Source organism: Streptomyces finlayi, assembly GCF_014216315.1.
GTDB classification, from domain to species: Bacteria; Actinomycetota; Actinomycetes; order Streptomycetales; family Streptomycetaceae; genus Streptomyces; species Streptomyces finlayi_A.
In genome coordinates this window covers 1,615,147-1,637,615 of record NZ_CP045702.1, presented here as the reverse complement: position 1 = coordinate 1,637,615, position 22,469 = coordinate 1,615,147, and the positions used below count along the sequence as shown (strand labels likewise).

The following is a 22,469-nucleotide window of genomic DNA, read 5'->3' as shown; positions in this document are numbered from 1 at the left end:
GACGCCATCGGGATTCCCTCACCGTGGAAGCGGGCCTTCACCGGGCCCTCCGCTGACGGGCTCGGCCCATCGACGGTCACCGCACGTGCACGAGGGAGACGATGGTGCCACCCCTGCCGGCTGCACTGAAACCGTCTGGTCGTGTCGACCACACACCCGAACAGCATCGACTCGACCTCAGCGCCAGCGAGTGGCCCACCAAGGCCGCGCGCTCCCACATCCGCACGGTGCTGCGAGGAAGGGCCGATGCGGCCACGGTCGACGACATGGTCTTGGTCGTGGACGAGCTGGTCGCCAACGCCCTCCGGCACACCCCGGGCATCGGGGTCCTCCTGCTGGAGGTGGACCAGGACCGGGCCACGGTGCGGGTGTTCGACGCCGGTGCGAACTGCGCTGCGGTGGCCGTCAAGTCTGCGAAGAAGTCTGACGAGAACGGCCGCGGGCTCGGCATCGTTGCGCGACTGGCCGAGGAGTGGTTCGCCGAACCGACCACGGCCGGCGGCAAGGCGGTGGTCGCGGTGTTCGCCATTGCGCTCCAGGAGAACAGCTCACGATGACCGCCTTCGATCTCAAGCGACGACACATCGCGCCCGGGCTGACCGCCAATCCGCTCGGAGTGGGCTGCTGGGCGATCGGAGGCCCGACGGTCAACGCGGGCCATGCGGTCGGCTGGGGCTCCGTCGAGGACACGCAGTCGCTCGACGGTCTGCGGACCGCGTTGGAGCACGGCGCCAACTTCTTTGATACGGCAGACGTGTTCGGACACGGCCACTCCGAGAGGCTGCTGGGACAGCTCCTCAAGGAAGTCGACCGGGAATCCGTGCACATCGCCAGCAAGGTCGGATGGGTGCGGGGCACGGCGCCTCACCCCTACGCAGGCCCCAAGCTGCGCCATCAGTTCGAGCAGAGCATGGAGAACCTGGGCGTCGAGTATCTGGACGCCTACTTCCTCCACACCCTCGACTTCGGGGACGACGACTACTACCTGCATGTCGCCATCAACCAGATGCACGCTCTGCGGGATGCCGACTACATCAAGGCCATCGGCATGCGTGGACCCCACCCTCTCGCCTCGGACCGCAAGGATGCGGCGGACGTGCGCAGCGCTCGGTTCGCCAAAATCTTCCGTCTGCTGCGCCCCGATGTGCTCTGGACTCGGTGCAACCCGCTGAGCCCGCCGACCCTGGTCGACGGCGAGGACCTCTTCAGCTTCACCGCCCGCCACGGGGTCTCGCTGATGCTCACTGAGCCCCTCGCACAGGGGCTGCTGACCGGCAAGTACCACTCGGGCACCCCCGCCGTCTTCGGTCCCGGCGACCATCGACGGCACAAGCGGTGGTTCTCCAATCCCGGTCTCGAAATCATCGACCGCGGCCTGGAGACGCTGCGCCAGCGCTTCGGCCGCCATCCGCAGGCTCTGGTCCGCGTCGCCCTGCGCTACAGCCTCCAGCAGGCCGACCACACGGCGGTGATCGTCGGCTTCACCACGCCCGAGCAGGTCCGTGAGAACTACTCCTGCCTCGGAGAGCCGCTGACGCATGAGGAGCTCGCGTTCGTCGATGACACTTACGGCCGGATACGCAACGAACTCCACGCCACCGGTGATGCCTACCGCCGGATGGAGGTGACGGTGTGACCGCGCAGCCTGCGGACAGCCCGCCGGTCACAGTCCTGTCGGTCATCGGTCCGCCTGGAGCAGGGCTCGGCAGCGTCGCCGGGGCCCTCGCCCGCCGCCATGAGGGAGAAGTCCTCGCACTTGCGGACATCACGGAGCGGCGAGCGTCCGCGAGCCCGGCGATAGCTGCGGCTGTGCGTGACACCAGCGACCCGCTCGGGCATATCCCCGGCCCGCTGGCGTGCCGGCTGATGCGTTCGGCCGTCCTGAGCCGGTCGGCCGACACCCTCGTCCTGGACGGCTACCCGGCCACCGCGGTGCAGGCCGAACATCTGCTGAACGTGCTTCGGGGTCTGCCCGGTCACACCCTCGCCGTACTCGAACTCGTCCCGGACAAGGGCGCCTTGCGCCGCGCACTGCTTGCGCCGACACCCGGGCACCTCACGCCCGACTGGCGGAACCCTGCCGGACCCGCCCCCGGTCTGCCCGCCCGCTACCGCCAGCGGGCCCCAATGCTGCGCTTCGTCCTGGAGCGCCACGGCGTGTCCCGGCACGTCGCCGAGTCGCACCTGCCTCTCGCGGAGCTGCTCGATGCCGCCGACAACGCCTTCGGCCTTCTGCACGAGCGCATCCCCGACGGCGCCGCCTCCTAGCTGGGCAGCGCCTTCCCTCGCACACAACCAAGGAGGTCCCATGGGAACGATCCAGCAGGCGCTGCGTATGAGCGCCCCGTACTGGGCTGCGGAACACGAGATCGCCCTGCGTTACTTCGGTTCGAGCGCCAGGAGCACCGTCTCCGACAAGGTCTGGATCGGGCACCAGATGTTCAAGGAGTGGACCGGGAGTGGGGTCTATGGCCCCCGGCACACGACCGTGGCAAGCATGATCGCCGAAGTGGCCAAAGAGGTCGCGCCGCTGGGCCAAGGGGCGGTCGCGCCGTCCCCGCTGAAGAGCACCTACACCAAGTTGAGCTTCGCCTCCGACGAGCTGCGGCACTACGCCCAGCTGCACGACCTGTTCCTGCTCATCGAGTCCGCCACGCCCCCGCCGGCGATCGCCGAACTCGGGAACCTGCGGGAGGGAGGCGCGCTCACCGAGCTGCGGCTGGGCTACCGAGACGACAAGCTCGGCGCCATCGCGGTCGACCTGTCCGAGGGCGGCGGCCTGGGGCTCTACTTCGGAATCCGCTCCGCGAAGGACCTGCTGGACCTCACCAGTGAGGTGGACCGCGAGGTGCTTGCCGTCGCTGATCGAACGATCGAGGACGAGACCCGGCACCTGCTCGGCCGCTTCCAGGCCGCCCGCGACGCGGGACTGGACGAGGAGCAGTGGGGCCGCGTCTCCGAGATCCTGGAAGAGATCTCGCGCCAGAAGCTCCTGGAGCGCGACGAGCAGTTCGGCGGCATGCTGACGGCCGGGGAGGTGGCGGCCGTCTGCGCGAGCGAGAACCGTCCCCGGACGGCTGCCTTCCTCACGGGCCACCTCAGCTTCCTCCTGGACTACCTGGGAATGAGCCCAGTTGATCTCTGATGCCCGCAGGCACGCCCGGCCAGTGCTCGCCGGGCATCGCATCGAGGACCCGTCGAACACGGTCTTCAGCTACGGCTCGCGCCGGCGCGTCGTCGTCGGCGTGGGCAGCTCGGGGCAGTTGGAGGTCACCCGCGGAGTGTGCTCGTTGTCGCTTCCCGGCCAGGAAGCGACAACGCCGGAGTCTCTGCTCGCCGGACTCCGGTCCTTCTTCGAGGCCGCTGACGGCAGGTGGGTCATGGGGTACATCGGGTTCGGAGCGCACCACAGCCGTTGCAGCACGCTGGCCGTCGGCTCCGATCCGGAGGTGATGCTGTTCACCCCGGAGTCCGTCCTGATGATCAGGGACGACGGCAGCGCCACGTCCGCGTCCGGTTCGCTGCACCTGCCGAGGGGAGGGCAGCGAGCCACCAGTTCAGGCTCGCCGCCCGCGCTCGCCGACGACACCGTTAATCGCTTCCGCGACATGGTCGCCGACGCCCTGGGCTGGGTGGGGCAGGTGCCGGGCCGTCGGCTGACGGTCGCGACGCGGCACGGCTGGAGTGGACCGGTGGACCTGATCTCCACCATGGCTGCCGGACAGGCCGACGCTCATGGGGTGTCCCGCTCGTTCTACTGCCACCACGGCGGGCTGGAGTTCGCGGGAAGCAGTCCGGAACTCCTCGTCGACGGCTCGCTGGAACACTTCACCTGCCACAAGTTGTCCGGGACGTCCGGACACAGTCCTGCCAGTCGACGACCGCCGGACTGGGATCTTCGCCTGGTCGAAGAGCACCGGTCGTCCATCGACTCGCTGATGAGTGCGTACAGCCAGTTCGCCGCCGTCAGCGCGGGGCCGCCGGAGTTCCTGAGACTCGAAGAACTGGTCCACGGGATGACCCGGCTGGAGGTGGAGCCCAAGCCCGGAAGCGATCCGGCCAGCGTTCTGCTGGGCGTGTTGCCCACCGGGGCCTCGCCCACCGAAGGGCTGTCCGAGATCGCGCGGCTGGAGGAGTTCCCGCGCGGTCCGTACTACGGCCTGGTCGGGTGTGCGGCACCCGGAGGCAGACTCCAGTGGTCGCAGCTCCTGCGCACCGTCTTCCAGCGGGACGGCCGGGCCTGGCTGCCGGTCGGGGCGGCGGTCACGGCCAGGTCCAGCCCGGACGTGGAAGCGGCCGAGATCGCGCTCAAGGCCCGGAGTGTTCGCGTGGCAAGGTGCAGCTGAGTATGGAATTGGGGGCGCCGGCACCCGCCGGCGTCCCCAATTCCCGTACGAGCTGCGCCACGGAAGTCAGCGGGTGGGCGGCCGGCCCGGCAGGGCCAGGCTGTGCAGGACGCGCCATCGGTACGTACGTCCCTCCCGGCGCAGTTCGACCAGGTCGACCCGCTCAACCGGGAGCGCAACGGAGGGGCGGTTCCTCAGAAGGGCCACGGCGTCGATCACGGGTGCGGCATGCCGGGCCCGGTTGTTGTAGAGAATTCCGAGGTGGGGGCGGAAGAGGCTGCTCGGCTTTCCGCCTGGTACGTCGGCGCGCTGTCCCGCGCGGTGCAGGGCAGCGTGCAACTCCACCAATGGTGTCCACGGCGTGATGCTGAACCGGATGGCTCCCGTGGACCCGGCCATAGGCTCGGCGCGGATCTCGAAGCCGCCGCCGAGCGTGCCGTCTGCCAGTTGGGCGAGGGCGTCTACCGCGCCAGGTCCGATGTCCGCGCAACTACCGATCTTGTTCAGAGTGATGTGCAGTCCATCGGAGGGCACCTCGTCCATGTCCAGGCCCTTCAGGGCCTGCTGGCACGAGAGTGCCTGGGCGATCAGCTCCGGCTCCTCGGGGAAGGCCAGCATCCAGTAGTAGGCCCGGTGTCCCGGGGCCCATCCGGGCCGGTCCCAGTGATCGGTCATCCTCTCCACGGTCCGGAAGGCATCCCAGTCGTTCGAAGTGATCTTCTGGGGATCGTCCAGATCAGGAGGCGGCGCTGCGGGGAAGGCCCTGCTGTCGTCGATCAGCGGGGTCATCACCAGAGATCTCCTTGGAGGCTCGGGCCGTTCGTCACGGCCGCGCGTCGGGTTCCGCCTGGACGGCGTCGGGTTCCGCCTGGACGGCTGGCTGGTATTTCAGGGCAGCCAGTTCACTGGCATAGTCGCGCACGATGGGCTCGGCCTGCCACTTGCCAGTGTGTTGGAGGAGTTCGGTAGCGCGCTGCCACACCGAATGGATGGGAGCGCTGCCGCTGGTGTGCAGGGCCTGGGTGCCCAGAGACAACGCCTGCTCCAGATCGGGCCGACCCTGCCGCAGCAACGCGGTAGCGACGTCCAGGGACACCAGCGTCCGGGTCCACTGCGAGGGTGACTGCTCAACCAGCTCTTCGATTTGACCGGCGCACTCAAGGACCTTAGCGACGTCGCCGGTCGACAGATGGGCCGTGACGGCGTTGGCGAGCGTCCGTGCGGGGCTGTACGCCTCGAAGGAGATGCAGGAGGTGACACCGCCGGGGAGCTGCTGCTGGTCGCTCAGGTCAAGTGCTCGCCCGATTGCTCGCACAGTTCCGCGGGGGTCACCTTGCCGGGCCAGGGCACGGGCGCGGCCGTTCACCCAGAGTCTGATCGCCTGGGGACTCTGCGGTGAAAGCGCGATCCCTTGGGCAGCCGCAGCGTCGGAGGCGGCGTAGTCACCGACGTAATAGAGGTTCAGGGCCCGGGTGCCCAAAATCCACATCTTTGCTCCCACGTCGCCGACTTGGTCGGCGAACGCCTCGGCTTCTACGCAGTACGCCTCGGCCACGTCGGCGTGGCCGGCGTTGACCGCCATGTAAGCCAGCAGGCCGGTCGACCGGGCAGCCAGGCCGAAGAGCTGCTGTCGCTGCATAGAGGTCTGCCGTCCCAGTAGGAGGGTGCGCACCAGATTCCGGAGCAGCCGGGCTTCGCCCGCGAGCTGCTGGGGTCCTTGGTCCTCGTACCGCTGGACGATGCTCTCGATCGACTCCGACGCCAGAGTGAGCAGGGCGGGATCGGTGTTGCTGGTGGTCAGCTCCTGCGCTTGGAGAATGATTTCGCCGGGGCTTCCCCAACCGCCCTTGGTAGGAACGGGCGCGGAGACCGCAGTCGGCTGTTGGGCGGTGGTGCGGTCCGGTGGCGGGCCGAAGAGGGCCGCGGTGGTCATGCCGAAGAGATGTTCCAAGACGCGGGCGGAGTCGGGGCGGGGGCCCCGCTCGCTGAGCTCGCCTTTCATCCACCGGTCGAAGGTTCGGCGGGGAAGGTCGACGCTGGCCAGGCGAGGGTCACCGTCTTTCTCCGCCAGCTCCTCGCGCGCCCTCTTCCACTGGATACACAGGGCTTCGTAGGTCCAGCGCCGCTCCTGGACGAGCACACGGAAGTAGTTGTTGCGTACGGTCACCTGTCGATTCCCTCCTGGTCCTGGTCGGTGGAGCGGAGCGCAGCCGGTGCTCTACCTCTTGTCCGGCCTCACGGCGTGGTCGACAGCCACGTCACAGGCGGCGCCCGGCGGGACCGCCTATGCGGCATTGGGGGTGACGGCCTGGCGATAGAAGATCTTGGTGTCCTGCGGGGTCGCGCCGAGTGCCTCGTAGAACTTCTGGGCATCGGGATTGTCGCGGTCGGTGGTCCACTCGATCCGGCTGCATCCGAGCTGGGCGGCGACTTCGTGAAGCTGTGCCATCAGGGCTCTCGCCACCCCGTCGCGACGGTTGGCCTCCCGTACGAACAGTTCCTTGAGGTACAGCGAGTGGCTGTCACCGGCGGCTGGCCAGAGCAGCGAGAAGGAGGCCATCCCGACCACGTCGTCGCCGATCCGTGCCAGAAGGATGGAGGCGGCCGGGTGATCTCCGAAGAGCATGTCCCGCAGCTGCCCGACGCGGTCAGGCAGATCGCCTTCCACTGCGCCGCCGTAGTACTGCTCGATGGCCGTTACGAGTTCCGCGATGCACGGCACGTCGGCTGATTCGGCTCGTGTCACAGTGAGTTCGCTCATGACGCCTTTCCTTCGTGTTCGGAGGCTGTGCCCCGCTGGAGGGGGGGCGAGCACATCGCGGAGTTCCCGGACGGGCGGGGGGCCGCTGCGGACGGTGGGGAGGAGCCCCTCCAGTTGGCAGGCCCTGGTCAAGATAATCCCGGAACGGTGCTGCTCCGGGAGGTTTCGGAGGATCTCCGCCGTACTCATAGCCGCCGCGGCCGGTTCGCCGTCCAGGAGTAGACACATGGCGGCGTCCAGCTCGATCAGGGACCGGTCGAGATGCTCATCCGCCGGATAGAGCTGGAGAGCCCGCTGCTGTGCTTCCCGGGCACGGTCTGTCTGGCCGAGGTGGGTGAGTGCGTTGCCTTGGTGAAATCGCAGCTGGGCCTCGTTGTAGCCGAATGCCGACTCCGCAGTGTCGTCTCCGTGCAGCTGCGCCAGTGTGTCCTCCGCCCGGTCGAGGGCGGCCTCGGCTTCCCTGCGGTCGCCCATGACGGCGTGGGCCCGAGCTTCTAGCGGAGCGGCCAGGGCGGCGCCGACGGTGGGCTGGCCACTGGAGACTTCAGCGCGGCGCGCGGCGCGGGCCGCTCCGGTGAGATCGCCGCAGTAGAACAGGGCGTACGCGTCTTCAGCGAGGATCCAGGCCCGGACGTCGCTGTCGTCGGCTTCCTCCGCCGCGATCCTGGCGACGCGCAGCCAGGAGTTCGCGTTGTGATCATCACCCTGGCGGACCAGTACCAGGCTCATCAGGCCGGCCATCTGGGCGGAGAACCTCGTCAAGCGGCGCATGGCGCCGAGCGACTGCCGTTGGTCGAGCGCCCTGCTGAGCGCGTCGGCATCGCGGCGTAAGTCCCGCAGGAGGTCGCCCTCGGGACGAAACCGGGTGGCCCGGCCGTGCCACGCCAGGGTCTCTTCCCATGAAGCGAGCCCGGCTTCGCTTATATGGCCGCTGGTAAGGACTCCTTCGAGCCTTCGGCGGATTGCCTCGGCCTGGTCCGGCTCCTGGCCGGAGAGTTGGCCGGCCGGAAGCTCGTCGAGACCCTCATCGGACTCGGCGAAGACCTGCCACACGGCCATGCCGAAGAGGTATTCAAGGACTCGCGCGGTGTCCGGGCGCGGGCCCCGCTCGCTGAGGTCGCCCTTCATCCACCGGTCGAAGGTTCGGCGCGACATCGGGATGGTGGCGAGCCGGGGATCTCTGTCTCGTTCTGCCAGCTCCTGGCAGGCACGCTTCCACTGGATGCAGAACGCCTCGTACGTCCAGCGTCGCTCTTGCACGGTGGTGCGGAAGGTGGTGGTGCGCGCCGGCATCGCAGGCCCTTCGTTACTGGTTCGCGGCTGGCCCGGTGGGCTGGCTGAACTGCAAGGTGGGCACCTCGTGGTGTCCGAGCTTGGGCCTGGTCATGAGTGGGTCGGCGACTTCGACAACGAACAGTTCCGAGATGAACTGCACACGACCTCCGAGGAGATGGCTCGTCCTCCCCTCCGCAGCCTGGCCCTTGAGCCCGACCGCGACGTGGATATGAGGGGCCAGGGCGTCACCCTCTTCGTCCCAGGCGATCGTTCCGCTGCCGAGCGCCTCCAGCGTCGTGTACTCCGTGGCAGCCCAGACAGGCGCGCTGGGGTCGTCGATCGGATCGCAGGTGCCGACGAGCTGCACGGCGTAGAAGCCGCCGAGGAACATGGGGATGTAGGCGGAGCGGATCCCGTACTCGGCACAGAACGCGCCGAGCTGCGGAATGAAGTCGTCCCCGTCGTCGAACGCGACGCCGAAGGTCCGGCCGATGGTCAATGGGGTGGCACGCATGAGGTCGTTTTCTCCCGGAAGCCGGTATCAGGCGAAGGCGGCGGTGATTCCGTTGCGGTCGGTGCCGGCGCGAAGGTGGGCGAGCAGGAGGAGCCGTGCCTTGTAAGGGTCGAGGTCACCGGCGGCGATCAGCCCGCGGCGCAGCAGATCGCGTTCCGAGCCGGCGAACCCGTAGGTGTTGCGGGCGGTGCTCCCTGCGCCGGTACGCGACGCGAAGACGACGGGTATTTGCTCGGCGATCTTCTCCAACGGTTCGACCCAGGTCTCCGGAACGTGTCCTGCGCCGAACGCAGCGATGACCACGCCGTCGAAACGGTCGCCGAGACCTTGGAGCAGTTCGCCGTCGTCCCCGAGGGCCGCAGTGATTAGGACGACGCGCGCGGGCCCGAGAAGGGGCAGCGGCACGTGCTGCTGGGGGGAAGGCGTTAGAAGGAGGCGAGGGGCGCCTTCGGCGATGAACCCGATAGGCCCGGCATGGGGTGACGCGAATGCTCCCGGGGCGGTTGTGTGCTCCTTGCGTACGAACCTGGCCGCGTGGATCTGGTCCGAGAACACGACGAGGCACCCCATTCCCCGGCTGGCCCGGCTGGCCGCTGTCTGGACGGCGGCCAGCAGATTCGCCGGACCGTCCGCGCCGGGGATGGAGGGGTGTCGCATCGCTCCGGTGACGATCACGGGCGCCTGGCCTGCATGGAGGAGGTCGAGGAGGTACGCCGTCTCCTCGATGGTGTCGGTGCCCTGCGTCACGACGAATCCCGATGCGCCATTTTGCTCGCGCTGGGCGATCATCTGGGCGAGTGCCGCGATGTCGTCCACTGACAGCGACGCCCCCGGCTTCTTCGAGACGTCGGTGAAGCGGAGGGTCACATCCAGGTCGGAAAGCCCTGGAACCCCGGCCAGGAGGTCCGCCGCGCCGAGCTGGGGCTTCACGCCCTGCGTCTCGCCGTCGGTGGGAGCCATGGCGATGGTGCCACCGAGGGCGAAGAGGTGGACTTCCGGACGGTGCGACACGAGGCGGGGCCTTTCGAGAGGGGAGGGGGGATCTAGGTCGCCAGGTCTCCGACGAAGCGAAGCGTCGATTCGAGTTCGTCGAGTGCGATCAGCCGGCTCCGGGGGCGGATCATCCCGGCAATGCCCCGCTCGCCCAGCTCGCGGCAGCGGCGCGTCGTCCAGACCCAGTCGAGCCCGAGGTACGAAGCCAGGGCCTGAAGACGCTCGGGGGAGGTCGTCCCGGGCGCCACGCTGTGGTGTGCTGCGTGTCCTGCAGCGTCGGCGTAGTCGCGCATCGCGGCATGGCCATTGGTTGTGGTGGCCTGCCAGATCCCCTCTGCGCGAACCCAGTTGGCGATGACGGCGCGCTGGCCGGGAACGAGCACGAACCCGTCGACGGCCGTCATTTCTGGCTCGTCGCTGACGTGGACGTTGACGCGATGCATCTCCATCAGAGCGATGGACAGGAACAGGAGAATGAGTTCGTACGGCTCGCTGTCCTTGACCGCCGCTTCAGGCAGGCAGAACGCACGGGTGACCTCCCGGCCCGGCCGGGTTGCGAAGCGGTCTTCGATCTCACGCAGGTACCGCTGCTTGTGGGCCCAGAGAAGCCACCCCACGGAGGACTCGCCGTACTGCTCGCGTGTCCAGAAGACGGGGAGGTCCGAGGCATCGGCAAGGTGGCGGGTGATGTGCCGGTAGCAGAAGTAGGAGCCGATCCAGGCAGCGCCGACCGAGGTCAGACCCGGGATCGAAGAGCGGCTTGGTGCTGTCCGCGGCAGTTCGAGGTAGGCGTTGAGGGCGCCGTGCTCGGCGTGGAGCAGCTGGTCGTCGGCCAGGAGGGCGTCGTCGATGTTCGCGATGGCCCAGATGATCCCGTAGGTCAGGTCGTCGAGCTGATGAGCGTCGGGGATGACTAAAGTGAACTCGGCCCCGAGACCGACTCGGATCTGGTTTCGGGCAGTTAGAGCGTCGAGCACGAACACCTGGTGTCCTGCGTCGGCGGTCCGGGTGCCTAAGACGAGTCCGCGCCGCACAGGGCGGAGGAACTCCTTGAGCTGGTCGGGCTCCGTGACTGGCAGCCGGCCCCCGTTGTCGAGGGAGTTCGCGGCCTGGAGGTGGACTGCCAGCGAGGTCCCGTCGAACACGCGTCGCCCGTCGAGCTCCCAAGTGTCCCAGCCACTGCCGCCGGCCGTGGTGAGCGACAGACGGGACGTGGCCCACCGGGTCTCGATGCTCTGGGCCGCCCTGATTTGTTCCGGGCCTGCTGGCGTTGCCGCAGGGCGCAGAACGACTGGGGCGGGCCGGAAGAGGTCCTCTGCCGGAAAGCCGAAGAGATGCTCGAGCACGTAGCACGTGTCGGCGCGGGGGAGCCCGCGCCATGTTCCGGTGAACCAGCGGTCGAACGTACGCCGTGCAACAGTGACCGGTTTGGGCTTCCTTGACGGCTGGGCCCTGACGACGGCAGCTGCAGCCTTGTCGAAGTGGATCGCGAAGATCTCCCACGTGGTCCACCGTCGCTGCTGGGCCAGAACGCGAAACAAGGTCGGGGCGGCCGTGCGTGAGGTCATGATGGCCTCCGTCCCTGTCCGTGAGGGTCAACTGGGTTTACTGCAACGGGTACTGTGAGCTGATTCCACGACGGGAACCCTTCCAGGACCCCTCTCCCGCAGTGCTCGGGCATGCGCATATGCCACGCGGCGCCACGGGGGTACCACGCATTGTGACGCTCGCTAAGCATGCCGCTCTGCGAGGTCGGTGGCAATGTGACTGGTCAAATTGACTGAACAAAGCTTGTTCAGCGCGCCGACAGCCGCCACACTGGCGGCCATGGCGCAGTCGAAGAGCACAGTGCCCGCATCCGTGGCACGCCGAGAACTTGCGCAACTTCTGAAGGAGTTGCGAGCCGCATCGGGCCGCACTCTGGTCGAGGTCGCCTCGGTCGCTGGCGTGGACCGTGGCCACCTCAGCCGTGTCGAGCGGGCTACCCGCGGTGTCTCCGAGGAAGTGCTCACCAGGCTTCTCGATGACTGCTACGCGACTCTCGTGTCGGGTTCCGAACGCGAGAAGATGTTCGATCTTCTGCGCGCGGACTCCGCCGAAGAGGACCCGTACAGAAGGCATAGCGGCCTACTCAACCCCACGCAGTACGGTGGCTATCTCAAGTTCGAGGCCGGAGCCACGGGCCTTCGGGCCTACGAACTCGCCCTCCTTCCCGGCTTGGTGCAGACCGAGGAGTACGCCGAGGCGGTCATCCGGGCCATGCGACCTGATCTCACGGCGCGTGAGGTCAAGACACTGGTGACCATCCGAATGGAGCGCCAGGCGCGGCTGCTCGGTGCCGGCAAAGTCTTTCAGGCCGTCGTCGACGAGGCGGCCCTGAGGCGCCCGGTTGGGCCTCCCGCTCTGATGAAGCGGCAACTGGAGCGGCTGCTGGAAGTAGCCGAATTCAGCACCGTATCGCTGAGGCTTCTACCGCTGGAGACCGGGTGTCACGCAGGTCTGTACGGCCCGTTCATGATCATGGACTTTCCCGTGCCCAACCCGAGCGTGGTCTGGGTGGAGGGGCTGGCAGAGTCTTCGTACTTCTCGAAACGAGAGCATGTGGAAACCTATTGCGAGGCATTCAACAGCCTCTGGCAGCGGGCCATTCCGCTGGCAACCGCTCTCGACCGAGTCGAGAAAGTGATCAAGGAGCTACATCAGTGAGCAGCACCACCCCGGCCGAGTCCGCGCACTCCGAGAAGCCGATCGCGGCCGAGCTTGACCTCTCCTCCGTCGAATGGAGGCGTACGTCCTTCACCGGCGGGAACAACAACTGCGCTGAGTTCGGCCGGGCAGGCGAGTTCATCGTCTGGCGCGACTCCAAGCGGCCGACGCAGGAGCCCTTGGTGTACACCAAGGCCGAGGTCGCGGCCCTTATTGACGGTGCACGCGCCGGCGAGCTCGACTACCTGCTCGCCTGACCTTGAACCAGACGGGAGCTGGCCCCATGGCAACTGGGGCCAGCTCCCGTGCTCTTTCTTCCCCTGCTAACGATCTCGGCACACGTCCAGCTCGGCTGGGCTATGGGGGGTGGTCAGTCCCCATACATCGCCGCAGGATCCGGGAGCCCGAGCTGGACTTATGGCGTGGCCCGATGGGCTGGTGGAGGCCCGTGCGGTTGCCCCGGATGGCACTGCGGTGATCGTCGACCGCCACCCGCTGAGGCGGCCGACCGACCCGGTCGATCCGCGGTGGATGGACGGGATGCCTGATCGTCACGAGCTGCCGGTGCTGGTGCGTGCCGCTGACCGGGCGGCCCAGTGGCGGGGCGCCGGGGGGCCGCGGAGCGGTTGGCTGCTCAGGTCCGCAACGATCTCGGAGAGCGGCATCCGCACACCGTCCTGGCCGTCGAACGCAGGGCCACTTCGCTCTTCGCGCCCGAGACTGGGTCGGCGCAGCCAGGCTGTACACCTGGGCGGCCGGGTCGCGGTATCTGCTGGGAGCGCCGGCGTCCGACACCGGGACGGCGATGGACAACGCCGTCTCGTGTCGGACGGGTTCGCGGAGATATGACGGTGCCTTCGCCGCCGGTCTGGATCTGGCCCATGGGGCGCTGAAGCGCCGCGCCCGTCTCGCAGCGGCGCATGCGGGAGCCTTACCTCAGCAGGCCCCCGGGGACGGATTCGCCACGGCAGACAGGAAATAGCGCCGAAAGACTGGATAGCTGTGCCAGGGCTATGTCAACGTACAACGTCCCGCAAACACCAGGTCAGACGGTGCTACTGCTCGGCTGCGATCAGGTTTCCGATACCGATCGGAACGAAGCGTCGCGCGGGTTGCCCGGCTGGCGTGGCCCCTACTTGGGAGGCCCGTCTGTCTGAATCCGCAATACGATCTGCCCGCTTCACTTCACCGGCGCTTTTTGCCCTCGGCGGACTGAACGCTTGGGTTGGCCAAACGGCGGGCGACTACCTTGCGGTGTCCACCGGGCTCTGCGTCTGTGTCTGTGCGGCCGGCCTTTTCGGTGAAGACCTCTTGCAACGAGGGTACCGCGGTGATCGTGTCGTCCTTGCGTACGTTGCACGGCATCCCGGCACCACATCCCGACACGTGGCGCAGGCCCTCGGGATTCCCGAGCGCTGCGCCACGGTGAATCTCGACCGGCTTACGAGCGACGGTCTGCTAGCGGTGGTGTCGGACAGCACCCCCAGAGCCTTGCGCTCGTACCTACTTTCCCTCACCGATGGAGAGACCGAGCAGACGTCGGGTACGTGATGCGGCGCGCAACATAGACGACGATCGCCGGTTAGCCAAACCGGCGATCGTCGCGACCATTGAGGAGTTCGCGGACGGCTCCGCTGGTGGAGTCCTGCGGATGAGTGTGGCCGTCGATCCTTGATCTCAGGAACCAGGGGATCGCGCGGATGTCAGACCTCGGTGGTTCGTTTTTCGCCCCTTGACGGGCGAGGTGGTTTTGGAGGAGCCGTGACGCAGGTAGTAAGTCGTTCGGATGAGTCGGCGGCTTCGCAGTTCATGGGAGTGAAGGAGCTGGCGGTCTATCTGGATGTGTCGACTTCCTGGCTCTACCAATACGGGACGCAGCTCGGTCTCCCCCGGTACAAATTCGGTCGTGGTCGTACCGCCAAGGTGCGTTATCGGCGCAGCGAGGTTGACCGTTGGGTGAAGTCGCAGCGTGTCGAATAGAGGGAGGGTCGGCGTGGAGGCCCCTCGTAACGTTAGAACACGCACTTAACCAGGCCCCTTTATACCGCCCTGGCCGCTAGGTGTATTGATTACGAACGTTGTTGACATGGGAGTCTTGATCAAAGGCGAAGACCTCCATTGTGGTGGAGCTGTCTAGGACTGCACCGCACTGGAGGTCTTCGTGTCTCACCGTAATGCCCGGCTGACCGTTCACGGCAGAAGGATCCTGGTCGAACGAGTCCTCGCGGGCCGTCCGGACGCCCACGTCCTGGCTGAGGCGCGGAGACCGAGCCCTGAACATCGCTTTGCTCAGCGGCCGATCTCGCCGAGCTGCTGCTCAGCGATGGAGAGGATCAAAGGGGTGGCAGAAATTGGGAAGTACTCCCGTCCTCGCACCGGCTTCACACACTCGTCAGCGAGAGTGAGGCGGATGAAGTTCTCCAGATTCGGTGCGAAGTCACCGGGAAGGTCGGGAACAACACGCACTTGTGTCCGGAATCCGGCTGCGGAGTGATTCCGCAGCCGGGGGCGCGGGTCACCAGAGGTAATGCCGAACTTCACACATCCCGTGCCCAGGTCCTGCACGACGTAGAACACGTCCCATACCTTGCCGGTGCATCGTCGGCAGATGCCCTGCCCCTGCTTGACGCCACTCGGGATGGTCTTGCACTGGTGGCCCTCTCGGCAGGACAGCCGGTGCGGCGCTCCATCGCCGAGCCATTGCGGTTCGTCGACGGTTCCACCGAGTTCTTGCACCCGGCTCCTAAACCACTCCCAACATGCGTCGGGATCAAGGCCGACGCACTTGAGGCATCGGCCAGTGCCACTGCGCATATTGTTTGGCGTGGGTGTGAACGGATGCTCCTGCGCGCAGATGACGCGGTGCGGTGTTGCTTTCCCAAGCCATGTCGGCTCTACGACGGTCCCGCCGAGTTCTTGCACCCGGGCCTTGAACGCCGCCCACGCCGTTGTCGGATCATTGCCGGAGCACACTGAACAGATACCCCCGCCGGCTCGCACGTAGCCGGGCCGGGGTGCGCACGGGTGTCCGTTCCCGCAGGTCACCCGGTGGCGCTTGTCCTTCCCTAGCCATTTCGGCTCGACGACAGTGCCCCCGAGCTCTTGCACCCGCGCCTTGAACGCTGCCCAAGCTGTGGCCGGATCGCTGCCGGAACAAGGCCGGCACATACCCTGGCCCCGTTGCACTGCGTTTGGAATCGCTGTCGTCTCGTGTCCCTTGGGGCAGCGAATCCGGTGCTTGGCCGGGCTACCGAGCCACTGCGCCTCCAGCACTTCGCCGCCCAGTTCTTCCACTCGGGTCCTGAACTGCAGCCACGCCTTTGTCGGGGACCCGCCCATACGGTCACTCTCCCATCGTCTCGTCTGCCGATATGGCACGGTTGTGAGCCGCTTGCGGTCTGGCATGGCCGATCAACTGTACGTGGGCTCATAAGAGATGGCCTGTCGGCTTGACCCGCCCGCCTTTGAACACCGATCCGTCTGGTGCTGAGACTGCTCCACGGCCTCATAACCTGATCGACGACCTTCCCCTCGGCGAGAGCTACACCCGGTTCGAGGTGACCACACTCTGATGAGACACCACCGCCTAGCGCACGCGCTTTCGACAGGTGGTGCAGGCGTGTGCGGAGCCCGGGCCATAGCGATAAATGGGTGCGCCGCAACCGGCGCATGGGCCGACATGCCAGATGGGACACCCGTAGCACCGTGCCGCCTCGGCGCGCTGCTCGGGGCTGACATGGAGGCGCTGAGGTTGTCGGGGGATGCGGAAGATCCGCTGGGGCACGTCGGGGAAGGTGTGCAGGCCGGATGCCTCAGCGTGATCACGGCGCGGTCGTCGATCGTCGAAGACGCGGGTGTCCTCGCCGTAGCGGCAGGTGGAGTCGAGCTCCTGTTCAGTGAACGTCAGACCTGCTTCCGCCGGGGGTTCGGCGTCGGGCAGTGGTTCGTCCTCGCCGATGATGGTGCGCCAGCGGTCCCGGTCGGCTGTCGGTGCCCATAGCCGTGTCGAGGCCCGGGGGTTGTGCTGGCAGGGATCTTCATGGGCACGTAGTCGCCCTCGGCGCTGGCCGCGACCAGGGCGTCGACTTGGGTGTGTGGCTTGGGCGGCAGGCATAGCGCCGGCAGGGTCCAGGCAACGTGCAGGCCCCCGCACGAACTGCCGTTGAGGGGGCAGGGCCTCTGGGCGGCTGGCGTGCAGGCCCAGTCCTGTAGATGCCGTATTCCGCCGCGCACGAGCATCGTGCGTGCGGAAGCGATGTCGCGCCAGGGCCAGTCATCGACCCGCACCCAGGGTGCCCGGTCGATCAGCGCTGCCCGGTCGTCGTTGGTTACCCACAGGGGCATGATCTCGCGGTCCGCGGCGGCAGTTGAACGCCGTCGAACTGTCGATGCCGTGATCGGCGAGTACTGCGCCTCCCACCCGACGCGCCCTGCACTACCCGACACCAGGACATCGTTGCGTACCTTGCCGTCTGTGCTGCGGGCCTCAATCTGTGCCGAGAGGCCGTGGCGGTGCGCGGCTCGCGCGATCCGCTCCTTGAGAGCCTTGTGCTTGTCGCTCTCATCGGCTGTCGGTTTGTTGCGTACCGGCAAATGCGCGGCCACCAGGGTTGTGACCCCGTCGACTATACGCCGACGGATCGTCATCCAGGGGGACCGATCTTCTTCTTCGGCCTGGCAGATGCCGGTGCCGTGATGCTGCAAACACTGCAGCAGCTCACGGTCGCGCTGTTCGATCGGCAGAGTGATCTCGTCGAACAGACCGGGACGGTCTGGGTGGCCGAGGTCCGCATGCGTTAACTCGATCTTGAGGTGATAGCCGGTGTGCCACACGCCGTTCGCCATAACTCATAAGGGTAAGAACGGCCACGGACAATGCACCAGAGCGCGTAACCGCTAGGGTCGTGACCCTGCTCGGATAGGGGGACACCTCTAGCCAGTTGAGTACTTAGTGGACATCGCCCGAACGCAGCCCGCGCGGTGCGACTGCGATAATCCACCGGCAGGGCCGAGGCGGCCAACGCATACCTTGTTGACGCGGTCCTACGGCATCCGAAGAGCGCACTGCTGCAGCTGGGGCTTGGTACGTTCTGGCGTATGACGCTGCGTTCAGTGGATTTGCGCAAGGAGCCTGTAGAGGTCGTACTGGATCGCGCCGAGCGAATGCTGGGGGTGCGACTCGATGGCGAGACTATGGTGCGTAAGCGGCGGTCTGTGGGGGCTCGTACGGACCGTGGTACGTGGGTGCGCATCGAGCGGCGTGGGCTCGACCGGATCAGGGTTCAGGGCGGGGATGGCACCGCGTCCGCGGACGGCCTGCGCGGGATCGCCAAGCCAGCATGGTTCGCCGGTGTCGCGTGGCGGGACGAGGTGGATCCGGTGGTGTGGCGGGCGGATGAGACCGGGCTCCTGCCGGATGCACCGGTGGGTAGCGCCGTCGTCGCGAAGGGCCCTCAACTGTCCGTAGAGTGGTGGGCTTCGCTGAATGTTTCGTTGGATGCCCTCGCTGCGCAGCACACGAATCGGATCGCGACACCGGATACCGAGACCGTTACGCAGGAACTGGTCACGGGTACGATCCGCAACGTCTTCGCCGACGTCGATACGGCAGTGGCCGATTGGCGGCCGGCTCACGGGGATCTCAACTGGGCAAATATGACGGCCCCGGTGTTGTGCTTGTTTGACTGGGAGGACTGGGGCATGGCTCCGCGCGGCCTGGACGCGGCACATCTGTGGGGAGCCTCCCTCGCCGTCTCGGCTCTGGCCGATCGTGTCCGCAGGGAGCGGCGCCACGATCTGGCGAGCCGGGACGGCAAGCTGATGATGCTCTTCGTCGCCGCGAAGATCCTCGGCCCGTACGCAGATCCCGAGGACCCTCGCCTGGTCCCCGCGCGGAAGATGGCAGAGCAACTGCTGCAGGAACTTCAGGTCGCCTGACGGTCCTTGAGGAGCTGCCGGTACTCCTGGACGATCTGGTCATCCACCTCGAACGTCAGAGCTTCGGTCAGCTCCCGCAGATGATCGACGTTGTCCGTGCCGACGGCGACCGCGTCGACCCGGGGCAGGTTGTAGGCAGAGCGGAACGCGGCCTGGACTTTCGTGACCGAGGCGGAATCCCGCAGGAAGACGCCCGGATCGAAGCGCTCCCACACCTCCTGGGTCGCATTTCCGCTGAAGGGGCTCATGCCCCATACCTGCGACGGACGCCACCTCGTCACCAGAGATTCGGCCGCTTCGAGGATGTCGATCCCAACCAGTAGCCCTGCCCGGACCATGAGGACATCAGGGCACGGCACATCGAGGTCCACGAGCGGGCGCGGGTCCCAGGTTGAGATGCCCCAGGAACGGCAGAGCCCTGCTCGCACGGTGTCGGCCAGGGCCGAGCATGCCTGCGCCAGCGTCTCGGCGTCCGGCACCGAGTGCTCCGGGTTGTGGAGGAACACCACGTCCGGCTCCCGCCCGAGACCCTTGATTGCCTGCTCGACGGCGCTGCGTAGCCGGGTGGGATCGAGGCTGTGCCCCTCGGGGAAAAATCCGATCTTGGTGGAGACCGAGAACTTCGGCAGCAGGTCGCCGGCCGTTGCCTTCAGGACCTCGTGGGAGCGATGACGAAGGTAGTTAGACGCGGTGTCGAGGTGTTTCACGCCGAGGTCGGCGGCTGCTTCGAGTAGGTCACGGGAGTGACCAGACCGGTGTAGCCCGAGGACGATATCTCGGTCAGCGGTTCGCATAGCCCCTCCGTGATCAGCAGGTCGGCCAGAGTGATGATGTCCTCGGATGCGCCGTCGAGGTAGACCGGATGGCCTGACAGGAGCGTCCGGAGGCCGGGTTCTGCGCGCGCGTGGAGGGTCAGCCGCTTGCTACCGCCGGAGACTTGTACCGTTTCCCCGGAGCGGACGATGGATGGCGCGAACTCAGTGACGGCCACAACTCCCTCCGGCCGGCCGAAGGCGGCTACGTGCGGCATGTGGCGTGCGGGCGGGGTACTGGACCTCAGTTCGGCCAGGTACCGCTCGGGACTGTAGTCGGCGGCCAAGGCGCTGAGCTTGTCCGCCAGCACTTTGTGCGCGACTCCTTCCACACTCTCCAGATTTTGGCGGAATATCTGATCCGCGCGGGCTGCGTCAGAGAGGAAGTTGGCCCACGTGACGCCGGTTCGTCTGGTGAACCCGAACGTCACATGCAGTGAGTGGCCACTGCTTCCGGAACCGAGGCGGGAGGCGGTGTGCCAGAAGCCGCGGGGGATGTGCATGACGTCCCCGGCCTGCATGGTGCCCTTCCACAGCACTTCCTCGGAGGGGGTGCGATTGCGTTCCGCGTCGCGGTACATCGGTGCCGCCCGAGATGGGCCGCGTACCTCCCATGACTTCTCGCCCGAAATCTGTACAGCGATGACCTCGTGATCATCCCAGTGGAGATGGAATCCGTCGGCTTCGCCGACCGCGAGGTATGCGTTCGCGGAGGTCAGTTCGCCCGACCACCAGCCCAGGGCTCGGCAGGCGACCTCCAGTGTCGGGTCGAAGAAGTCCACATGGTCCAGGACGACGGTGCCCCCTTCGCTGAGGATCCGTCCGAGCGCCGCCATGTCGGCCTGACTCACGGCTTGCCTGCGCCGGTTGACATTGGTGGACAGGAATGTGGACGGGTGCATTTCGTCGCCCTGGGCGTAGCAGCGCAGCTGCGGATTACCCAAGTGGCGGCGCTTGATCAGGTCCAGCAGCTTGTGCGGGGTCAACAGCCGTGCGGGTAGCTCCGGGTCCGTGAGACGGCCGCGTGCGAACGCGGTCCCCACGGAACCCGGCCCGTCCCAGCCGAGAGCCTTCTCGATGTGGGTGACGAGCCGGTGCTCCATGGGATCCCCCTACTCCTTCGGGAGGTTCAGGTCACGGTTGTCGCCGTCATCGCCCGCACTGTTCTGCGAGCTGGTGACGTCGGACCGCTCGGACTCGCTGCGGTCGTGAGCAGTTGCCAGCTCCTCCACGGCGATCAGAAGCGCGGGGCTGGTCCCCGCTGGCGAGGATGTCCTGTCTGCCATCTGTGCTCTCCTCTCGGTTTCCCCCGGCCAGCTCCGGGCGAAAGGTCTGATTAAATCCGCGTCTCCGACATGACAGTAGAGCGAGATTCGGACATGCGTACGAGTGTGTGCCGTCGTCTAAAGCGGTTGGCCTCATCGCGCGCCAGGTAGTGGCCATCACCGGATGGATCAGCCCAGTCCCGTACGAGAAATCCGTCGCGCAGGGGCAATGCCTTCCTCCACTGTGATGGGATGCCGAACATCAGCACTCCGCGCCTCCAGTACAGCTCCACGGCCGTACGCCCACGCTGGGACGACCTCCCCCAGGGCATTCATCGACTCATCTCCCTGCGCGTGGGTGGCGTAGTGGATGCAGGGCCGAGCGCCGGAAGCGGGTTCACTAGCGGCTTCGCCGCCGTGCTCCGTGGAGCTGGCGGGCCCGAGTTCGTCAAAGCAGTCAACGCCAACGAGAACGCGGTGATCGCCGACTGCTACCAGCGCGAGGCATTGATTAACCAAGCCCTGCCGATCGAGGTTCCGGCGCCCCGCTTGCGGTGGACCGAGGAGACGGAAGACGGATGGATCGTCCTTAGCTTCGATGCGGTCGAGGGAGGACGCATGCCTGCCGCGCCCTGGAAGCCTGACGAGCTTGCCTCGACCCTCGACGCCTGCACAGTCAAGGCCGAGGCGCTCTCCACGCCCTCGGCGGCACTTCAGAAGGTCGGGCTCAAGCCGATCGGTGACGGCAGCGACTTTGCGGACTGGCGTGACCTCACCGGCGGTGCCACCAGCCCGAGCATCCTGCCGGAATGGGTACCCACCGACAGGCTCGGCGCCCTGGCCGAACTGGAATCCCACTGGCGACAAGCCGTAGCGGGCGATGCGGTCCTCCACCATGACCTACGTCAGGACAACGTCCTGATCGACACGGGAGGCGCTGCCTGGATCTGCGACTGGAGCTGGCCTTGTCTCGCTGCGAGCTGGTTCGATCTTGTGCTGCTCTTGGCCACAGCACACGCCGACGGACACGACGCCACCACCCTCTTCGAGGACCACCCCACCGGCCGTGAAGTCGACGGAGAACAGCTCGACGCGGCCCTGGCTGCCCTCGCCGGGTTCTTTCTCGTTTCCGGAGCCCAGCCCCCAGCAGACTGGTCCCCGTACATCCGCCAGCACCAGACTTGGTGCGGAGAAGTCACGCTGCGCTGGCTCGCCGACCGACGCGGCTGGACACGCTGACCAAGACCGCCCCGGCCCAGAGTGAATCTGCAGGCCATAAATAGCGGGCACACCTGAAGATCACGGCATCGGCCGTCGGGGTGGTGGAACCACATCCGCCAGGGCCATGGGGACGGCGGAACCGCTCCGCCGTCCCCATGGCCATCAAGACTTTTCCGGGCACCGAGCTGTGGTGGAGACGGTGGTCAAGTTCCCACTACGCTGTGCGGTTGGAATCCCAAGGCGCGGCTGAAATTGCCTAGTTGAGATTGAACTAGCTGTACTCGGTGTGCTCGCTGGACAGCACCAACGCCGATGCGTCGGCTCGGACACCGAATGCATGCTCAGGAATCACCAAGACCTCCGGCCCCACGTGAACTCGCCAGTGACACTCACCAGCGGAATCGCCGACTGAGCATCCAGTTCGAGCAACTCGAAGTCGCCAGCCAGGCCAGCCTCTTCGGTTGCCTGTCGCCTGGCGGCCTGGGGCGGCGCTTCTCCCGCCTCACCACCACCAGCCAGTAGGCGCAGTCCAAGCGACGGACCACGGCGTGGAACAGTCCTCCCTCAGTCCGCCGGTACGGCAGCACCAACACCTGGAACGGAGCACGACCCTCCAGACCTTCAGCCATCGCTCCACGG

The 22,469-nt window shown here is 66.8% G+C and carries 22 protein-coding genes and 1 pseudogene; 11 read left to right on the top strand and 12 right to left on the bottom strand.

Going from position 1 to position 22,469, the window contains the following annotated elements; translation table 11 throughout:
- The first annotated feature begins 101 nt into the window (after positions 1 to 101).
- The 5 genes from F0344_RS07335 to F0344_RS07315 are packed head-to-tail and all read left to right on the top strand — an operon-like array spanning position 102 to position 4,346.
- Positions 102 to 557, top strand: a complete 456-nt coding sequence (locus F0344_RS07335) for an ATP-binding protein (protein WP_185298005.1) — start codon at positions 102 to 104, stop codon at positions 555 to 557.
- Complete coding sequence (locus tag F0344_RS07330) at positions 554 to 1,636, top strand: aldo/keto reductase (protein ID WP_185298004.1); 1,083 nt, start codon at positions 554 to 556, stop codon at positions 1,634 to 1,636. Before F0344_RS07335 ends, F0344_RS07330 begins: the two co-directional genes overlap by 4 nt.
- Positions 1,633 to 2,268 carry a nucleoside monophosphate kinase gene (locus F0344_RS07325; RefSeq protein ID WP_185298003.1) on the top strand — a complete coding sequence of 212 codons (636 nt, stop codon included), beginning with the start codon at positions 1,633 to 1,635 and terminating at the stop codon, positions 2,266 to 2,268. Before F0344_RS07330 ends, F0344_RS07325 begins: the two co-directional genes overlap by 4 nt.
- 40 nt (positions 2,269 to 2,308) lie before the next feature.
- A complete protein-coding gene (locus F0344_RS07320) occupies positions 2,309 to 3,145 on the top strand; it encodes a hypothetical protein (protein ID WP_185298002.1) in 837 nt (278 codons plus the stop codon).
- Positions 3,135 to 4,346, top strand: coding sequence for a chorismate-binding protein (locus tag F0344_RS07315; protein ID WP_185298001.1), 1,212 nt, complete (start codon positions 3,135 to 3,137; stop codon positions 4,344 to 4,346). Before F0344_RS07320 ends, F0344_RS07315 begins: the two co-directional genes overlap by 11 nt.
- A 66-nt stretch (positions 4,347 to 4,412) precedes the next feature.
- On the opposite strand, the gene F0344_RS07310 is transcribed toward F0344_RS07315, so the two are convergent.
- From F0344_RS07310 to F0344_RS07285, 6 genes are all read right to left on the bottom strand, one after another.
- Entirely contained in the window at positions 4,413 to 5,135 is a 723-nt protein-coding gene (locus F0344_RS07310) for a 2'-5' RNA ligase family protein (RefSeq protein ID WP_185302556.1), read from the bottom strand.
- A gap of 34 nt (positions 5,136 to 5,169) precedes the next feature.
- A complete protein-coding gene (locus tag F0344_RS07305; protein WP_185298000.1) occupies positions 5,170 to 6,513 on the bottom strand; it encodes a hypothetical protein in 1,344 nt (447 codons plus the stop codon).
- A gap of 117 nt (positions 6,514 to 6,630) precedes the next feature.
- Positions 6,631 to 8,400: a GNAT family N-acetyltransferase gene (locus tag F0344_RS35555; protein ID WP_258049736.1), complete on the bottom strand. Its 1,770-nt coding sequence runs from the start codon at positions 8,398 to 8,400 to the stop codon at positions 6,631 to 6,633.
- Positions 8,401 to 8,413: 13 nt separating this feature from the next.
- Positions 8,414 to 8,896, bottom strand: a complete 483-nt coding sequence (locus F0344_RS07295) for a PPC domain-containing DNA-binding protein (protein WP_185297999.1) — start codon at positions 8,894 to 8,896, stop codon at positions 8,414 to 8,416.
- Positions 8,897 to 8,923: 27 nt separating this feature from the next.
- Complete coding sequence (locus F0344_RS07290) at positions 8,924 to 9,907, bottom strand: asparaginase (protein WP_219732117.1); 984 nt, start codon at positions 9,905 to 9,907, stop codon at positions 8,924 to 8,926.
- Positions 9,908 to 9,939: 32 nt separating this feature from the next.
- Complete coding sequence (locus tag F0344_RS07285) at positions 9,940 to 11,457, bottom strand: transcriptional regulator, XRE family protein (RefSeq protein WP_185297998.1); 1,518 nt, start codon at positions 11,455 to 11,457, stop codon at positions 9,940 to 9,942.
- A 259-nt stretch (positions 11,458 to 11,716) separates the two neighbouring features.
- Between F0344_RS07285 and F0344_RS07280 the strand changes: the two genes are divergently transcribed.
- The 4 genes and pseudogenes from F0344_RS07280 to F0344_RS35550 form a co-directional block, all read left to right on the top strand.
- Positions 11,717 to 12,595, top strand: coding sequence for a helix-turn-helix domain-containing protein (locus F0344_RS07280; protein WP_185297997.1), 879 nt, complete (start codon positions 11,717 to 11,719; stop codon positions 12,593 to 12,595).
- Entirely contained in the window at positions 12,592 to 12,852 is a 261-nt protein-coding gene (locus F0344_RS07275) for a DUF397 domain-containing protein (protein WP_185297996.1), read from the top strand. The genes F0344_RS07280 and F0344_RS07275 overlap by 4 nt, the downstream gene beginning before the upstream one ends.
- Before the next feature lie 1,504 nt (positions 12,853 to 14,356).
- Positions 14,357 to 14,575: a helix-turn-helix transcriptional regulator gene (locus F0344_RS07270; RefSeq protein ID WP_185297995.1), complete on the top strand. Its 219-nt coding sequence runs from the start codon at positions 14,357 to 14,359 to the stop codon at positions 14,573 to 14,575.
- 181 nt (positions 14,576 to 14,756) lie between these two features.
- A pseudogene (locus F0344_RS35550) lies at positions 14,757 to 14,852 on the top strand (IS481 family transposase); the annotation flags it as partial.
- Positions 14,853 to 14,884: 32 nt separating this feature from the next.
- Here the strand turns inward: F0344_RS35550 and F0344_RS07265 are convergent.
- A complete protein-coding gene (locus F0344_RS07265) occupies positions 14,885 to 15,331 on the bottom strand; it encodes a GIY-YIG nuclease family protein (protein WP_185303031.1) in 447 nt (148 codons plus the stop codon).
- A gap of 1,167 nt (positions 15,332 to 16,498) precedes the next feature.
- Positions 16,499 to 17,440, bottom strand: a complete 942-nt coding sequence (locus F0344_RS07260; RefSeq protein ID WP_185297994.1) for a competence protein CoiA family protein — start codon at positions 17,438 to 17,440, stop codon at positions 16,499 to 16,501.
- 252 nt (positions 17,441 to 17,692) lie between these two features.
- Between F0344_RS07260 and F0344_RS07255 the strand changes: the two genes are divergently transcribed.
- A complete protein-coding gene (locus F0344_RS07255) occupies positions 17,693 to 18,532 on the top strand; it encodes a hypothetical protein (RefSeq protein WP_185297993.1) in 840 nt (279 codons plus the stop codon).
- Here F0344_RS07255 and F0344_RS07250 read toward each other — a convergent pair.
- Genes F0344_RS07250 through F0344_RS07240 form a run of 3 tightly spaced genes read right to left on the bottom strand, consistent with a single transcriptional unit; the run spans position 18,520 to position 20,630 of the window.
- The gene (locus tag F0344_RS07250; RefSeq protein WP_185297992.1) at positions 18,520 to 19,326 is read right to left on the bottom strand and encodes an aldo/keto reductase; all 807 of its coding nucleotides are present in this window, start codon (positions 19,324 to 19,326) and stop codon (positions 18,520 to 18,522) included. The two genes, F0344_RS07255 and F0344_RS07250, sit on opposite strands and share 13 nt — an antisense overlap.
- Positions 19,236 to 20,447, bottom strand: coding sequence for a JmjC domain-containing protein (locus tag F0344_RS07245; protein ID WP_185297991.1), 1,212 nt, complete (start codon positions 20,445 to 20,447; stop codon positions 19,236 to 19,238). The genes F0344_RS07250 and F0344_RS07245 overlap by 91 nt, the downstream gene beginning before the upstream one ends.
- Before the next feature lie 9 nt (positions 20,448 to 20,456).
- Positions 20,457 to 20,630: a hypothetical protein gene (locus F0344_RS07240; RefSeq protein WP_185297990.1), complete on the bottom strand. Its 174-nt coding sequence runs from the start codon at positions 20,628 to 20,630 to the stop codon at positions 20,457 to 20,459.
- Positions 20,631 to 20,861: 231 nt separating this feature from the next.
- On the opposite strand from F0344_RS07240, the gene F0344_RS07235 reads away from it, so the two are divergent.
- A complete protein-coding gene (locus F0344_RS07235; RefSeq protein ID WP_185297989.1) occupies positions 20,862 to 21,848 on the top strand; it encodes a phosphotransferase in 987 nt (328 codons plus the stop codon).
- Between the two features lie 330 nt (positions 21,849 to 22,178).
- On the opposite strand, the gene F0344_RS36755 is transcribed toward F0344_RS07235, so the two are convergent.
- Positions 22,179 to 22,358 (bottom strand): NUDIX domain-containing protein, encoded by a 180-nt coding sequence (locus F0344_RS36755; protein ID WP_185302553.1) that lies wholly within the window; start codon positions 22,356 to 22,358, stop codon positions 22,179 to 22,181.
- Positions 22,359 to 22,469 lie beyond the last annotated feature (111 nt).

Coding starts and splice junctions, on each gene's coding strand:
- F0344_RS07255 (WP_185297993.1), top strand. CDS start 17,693: ATGACGCTGCGTTCAGTGGATTTGCGCAAGGAGCCTGTAGAGGTCGTA.
- F0344_RS07295 (WP_185297999.1), bottom strand. CDS start 8,896: ATGCGTGCCACCCCATTGACCATCGGCCGGACCTTCGGCGTCGCGTTC.
- F0344_RS07235 (WP_185297989.1), top strand. CDS start 20,862: ATGCCGAACATCAGCACTCCGCGCCTCCAGTACAGCTCCACGGCCGTA.
- F0344_RS07240 (WP_185297990.1), bottom strand. CDS start 20,630: ATGGCAGACAGGACATCCTCGCCAGCGGGGACCAGCCCCGCGCTTCTG.
- F0344_RS07310 (WP_185302556.1), bottom strand. CDS start 5,135: ATGACCCCGCTGATCGACGACAGCAGGGCCTTCCCCGCAGCGCCGCCT.
- F0344_RS07260 (WP_185297994.1), bottom strand. CDS start 17,440: ATGGCGAACGGCGTGTGGCACACCGGCTATCACCTCAAGATCGAGTTA.
- F0344_RS35555 (WP_258049736.1), bottom strand. CDS start 8,400: ATGCCGGCGCGCACCACCACCTTCCGCACCACCGTGCAAGAGCGACGC.
- F0344_RS07335 (WP_185298005.1), top strand. CDS start 102: ATGGTGCCACCCCTGCCGGCTGCACTGAAACCGTCTGGTCGTGTCGAC.
- F0344_RS07320 (WP_185298002.1), top strand. CDS start 2,309: ATGGGAACGATCCAGCAGGCGCTGCGTATGAGCGCCCCGTACTGGGCT.
- F0344_RS07280 (WP_185297997.1), top strand. CDS start 11,717: ATGGCGCAGTCGAAGAGCACAGTGCCCGCATCCGTGGCACGCCGAGAA.
- F0344_RS07330 (WP_185298004.1), top strand. CDS start 554: ATGACCGCCTTCGATCTCAAGCGACGACACATCGCGCCCGGGCTGACC.
- F0344_RS07285 (WP_185297998.1), bottom strand. CDS start 11,457: ATGACCTCACGCACGGCCGCCCCGACCTTGTTTCGCGTTCTGGCCCAG.
- F0344_RS07245 (WP_185297991.1), bottom strand. CDS start 20,447: ATGGAGCACCGGCTCGTCACCCACATCGAGAAGGCTCTCGGCTGGGAC.
- F0344_RS07250 (WP_185297992.1), bottom strand. CDS start 19,326: ATGCGAACCGCTGACCGAGATATCGTCCTCGGGCTACACCGGTCTGGT.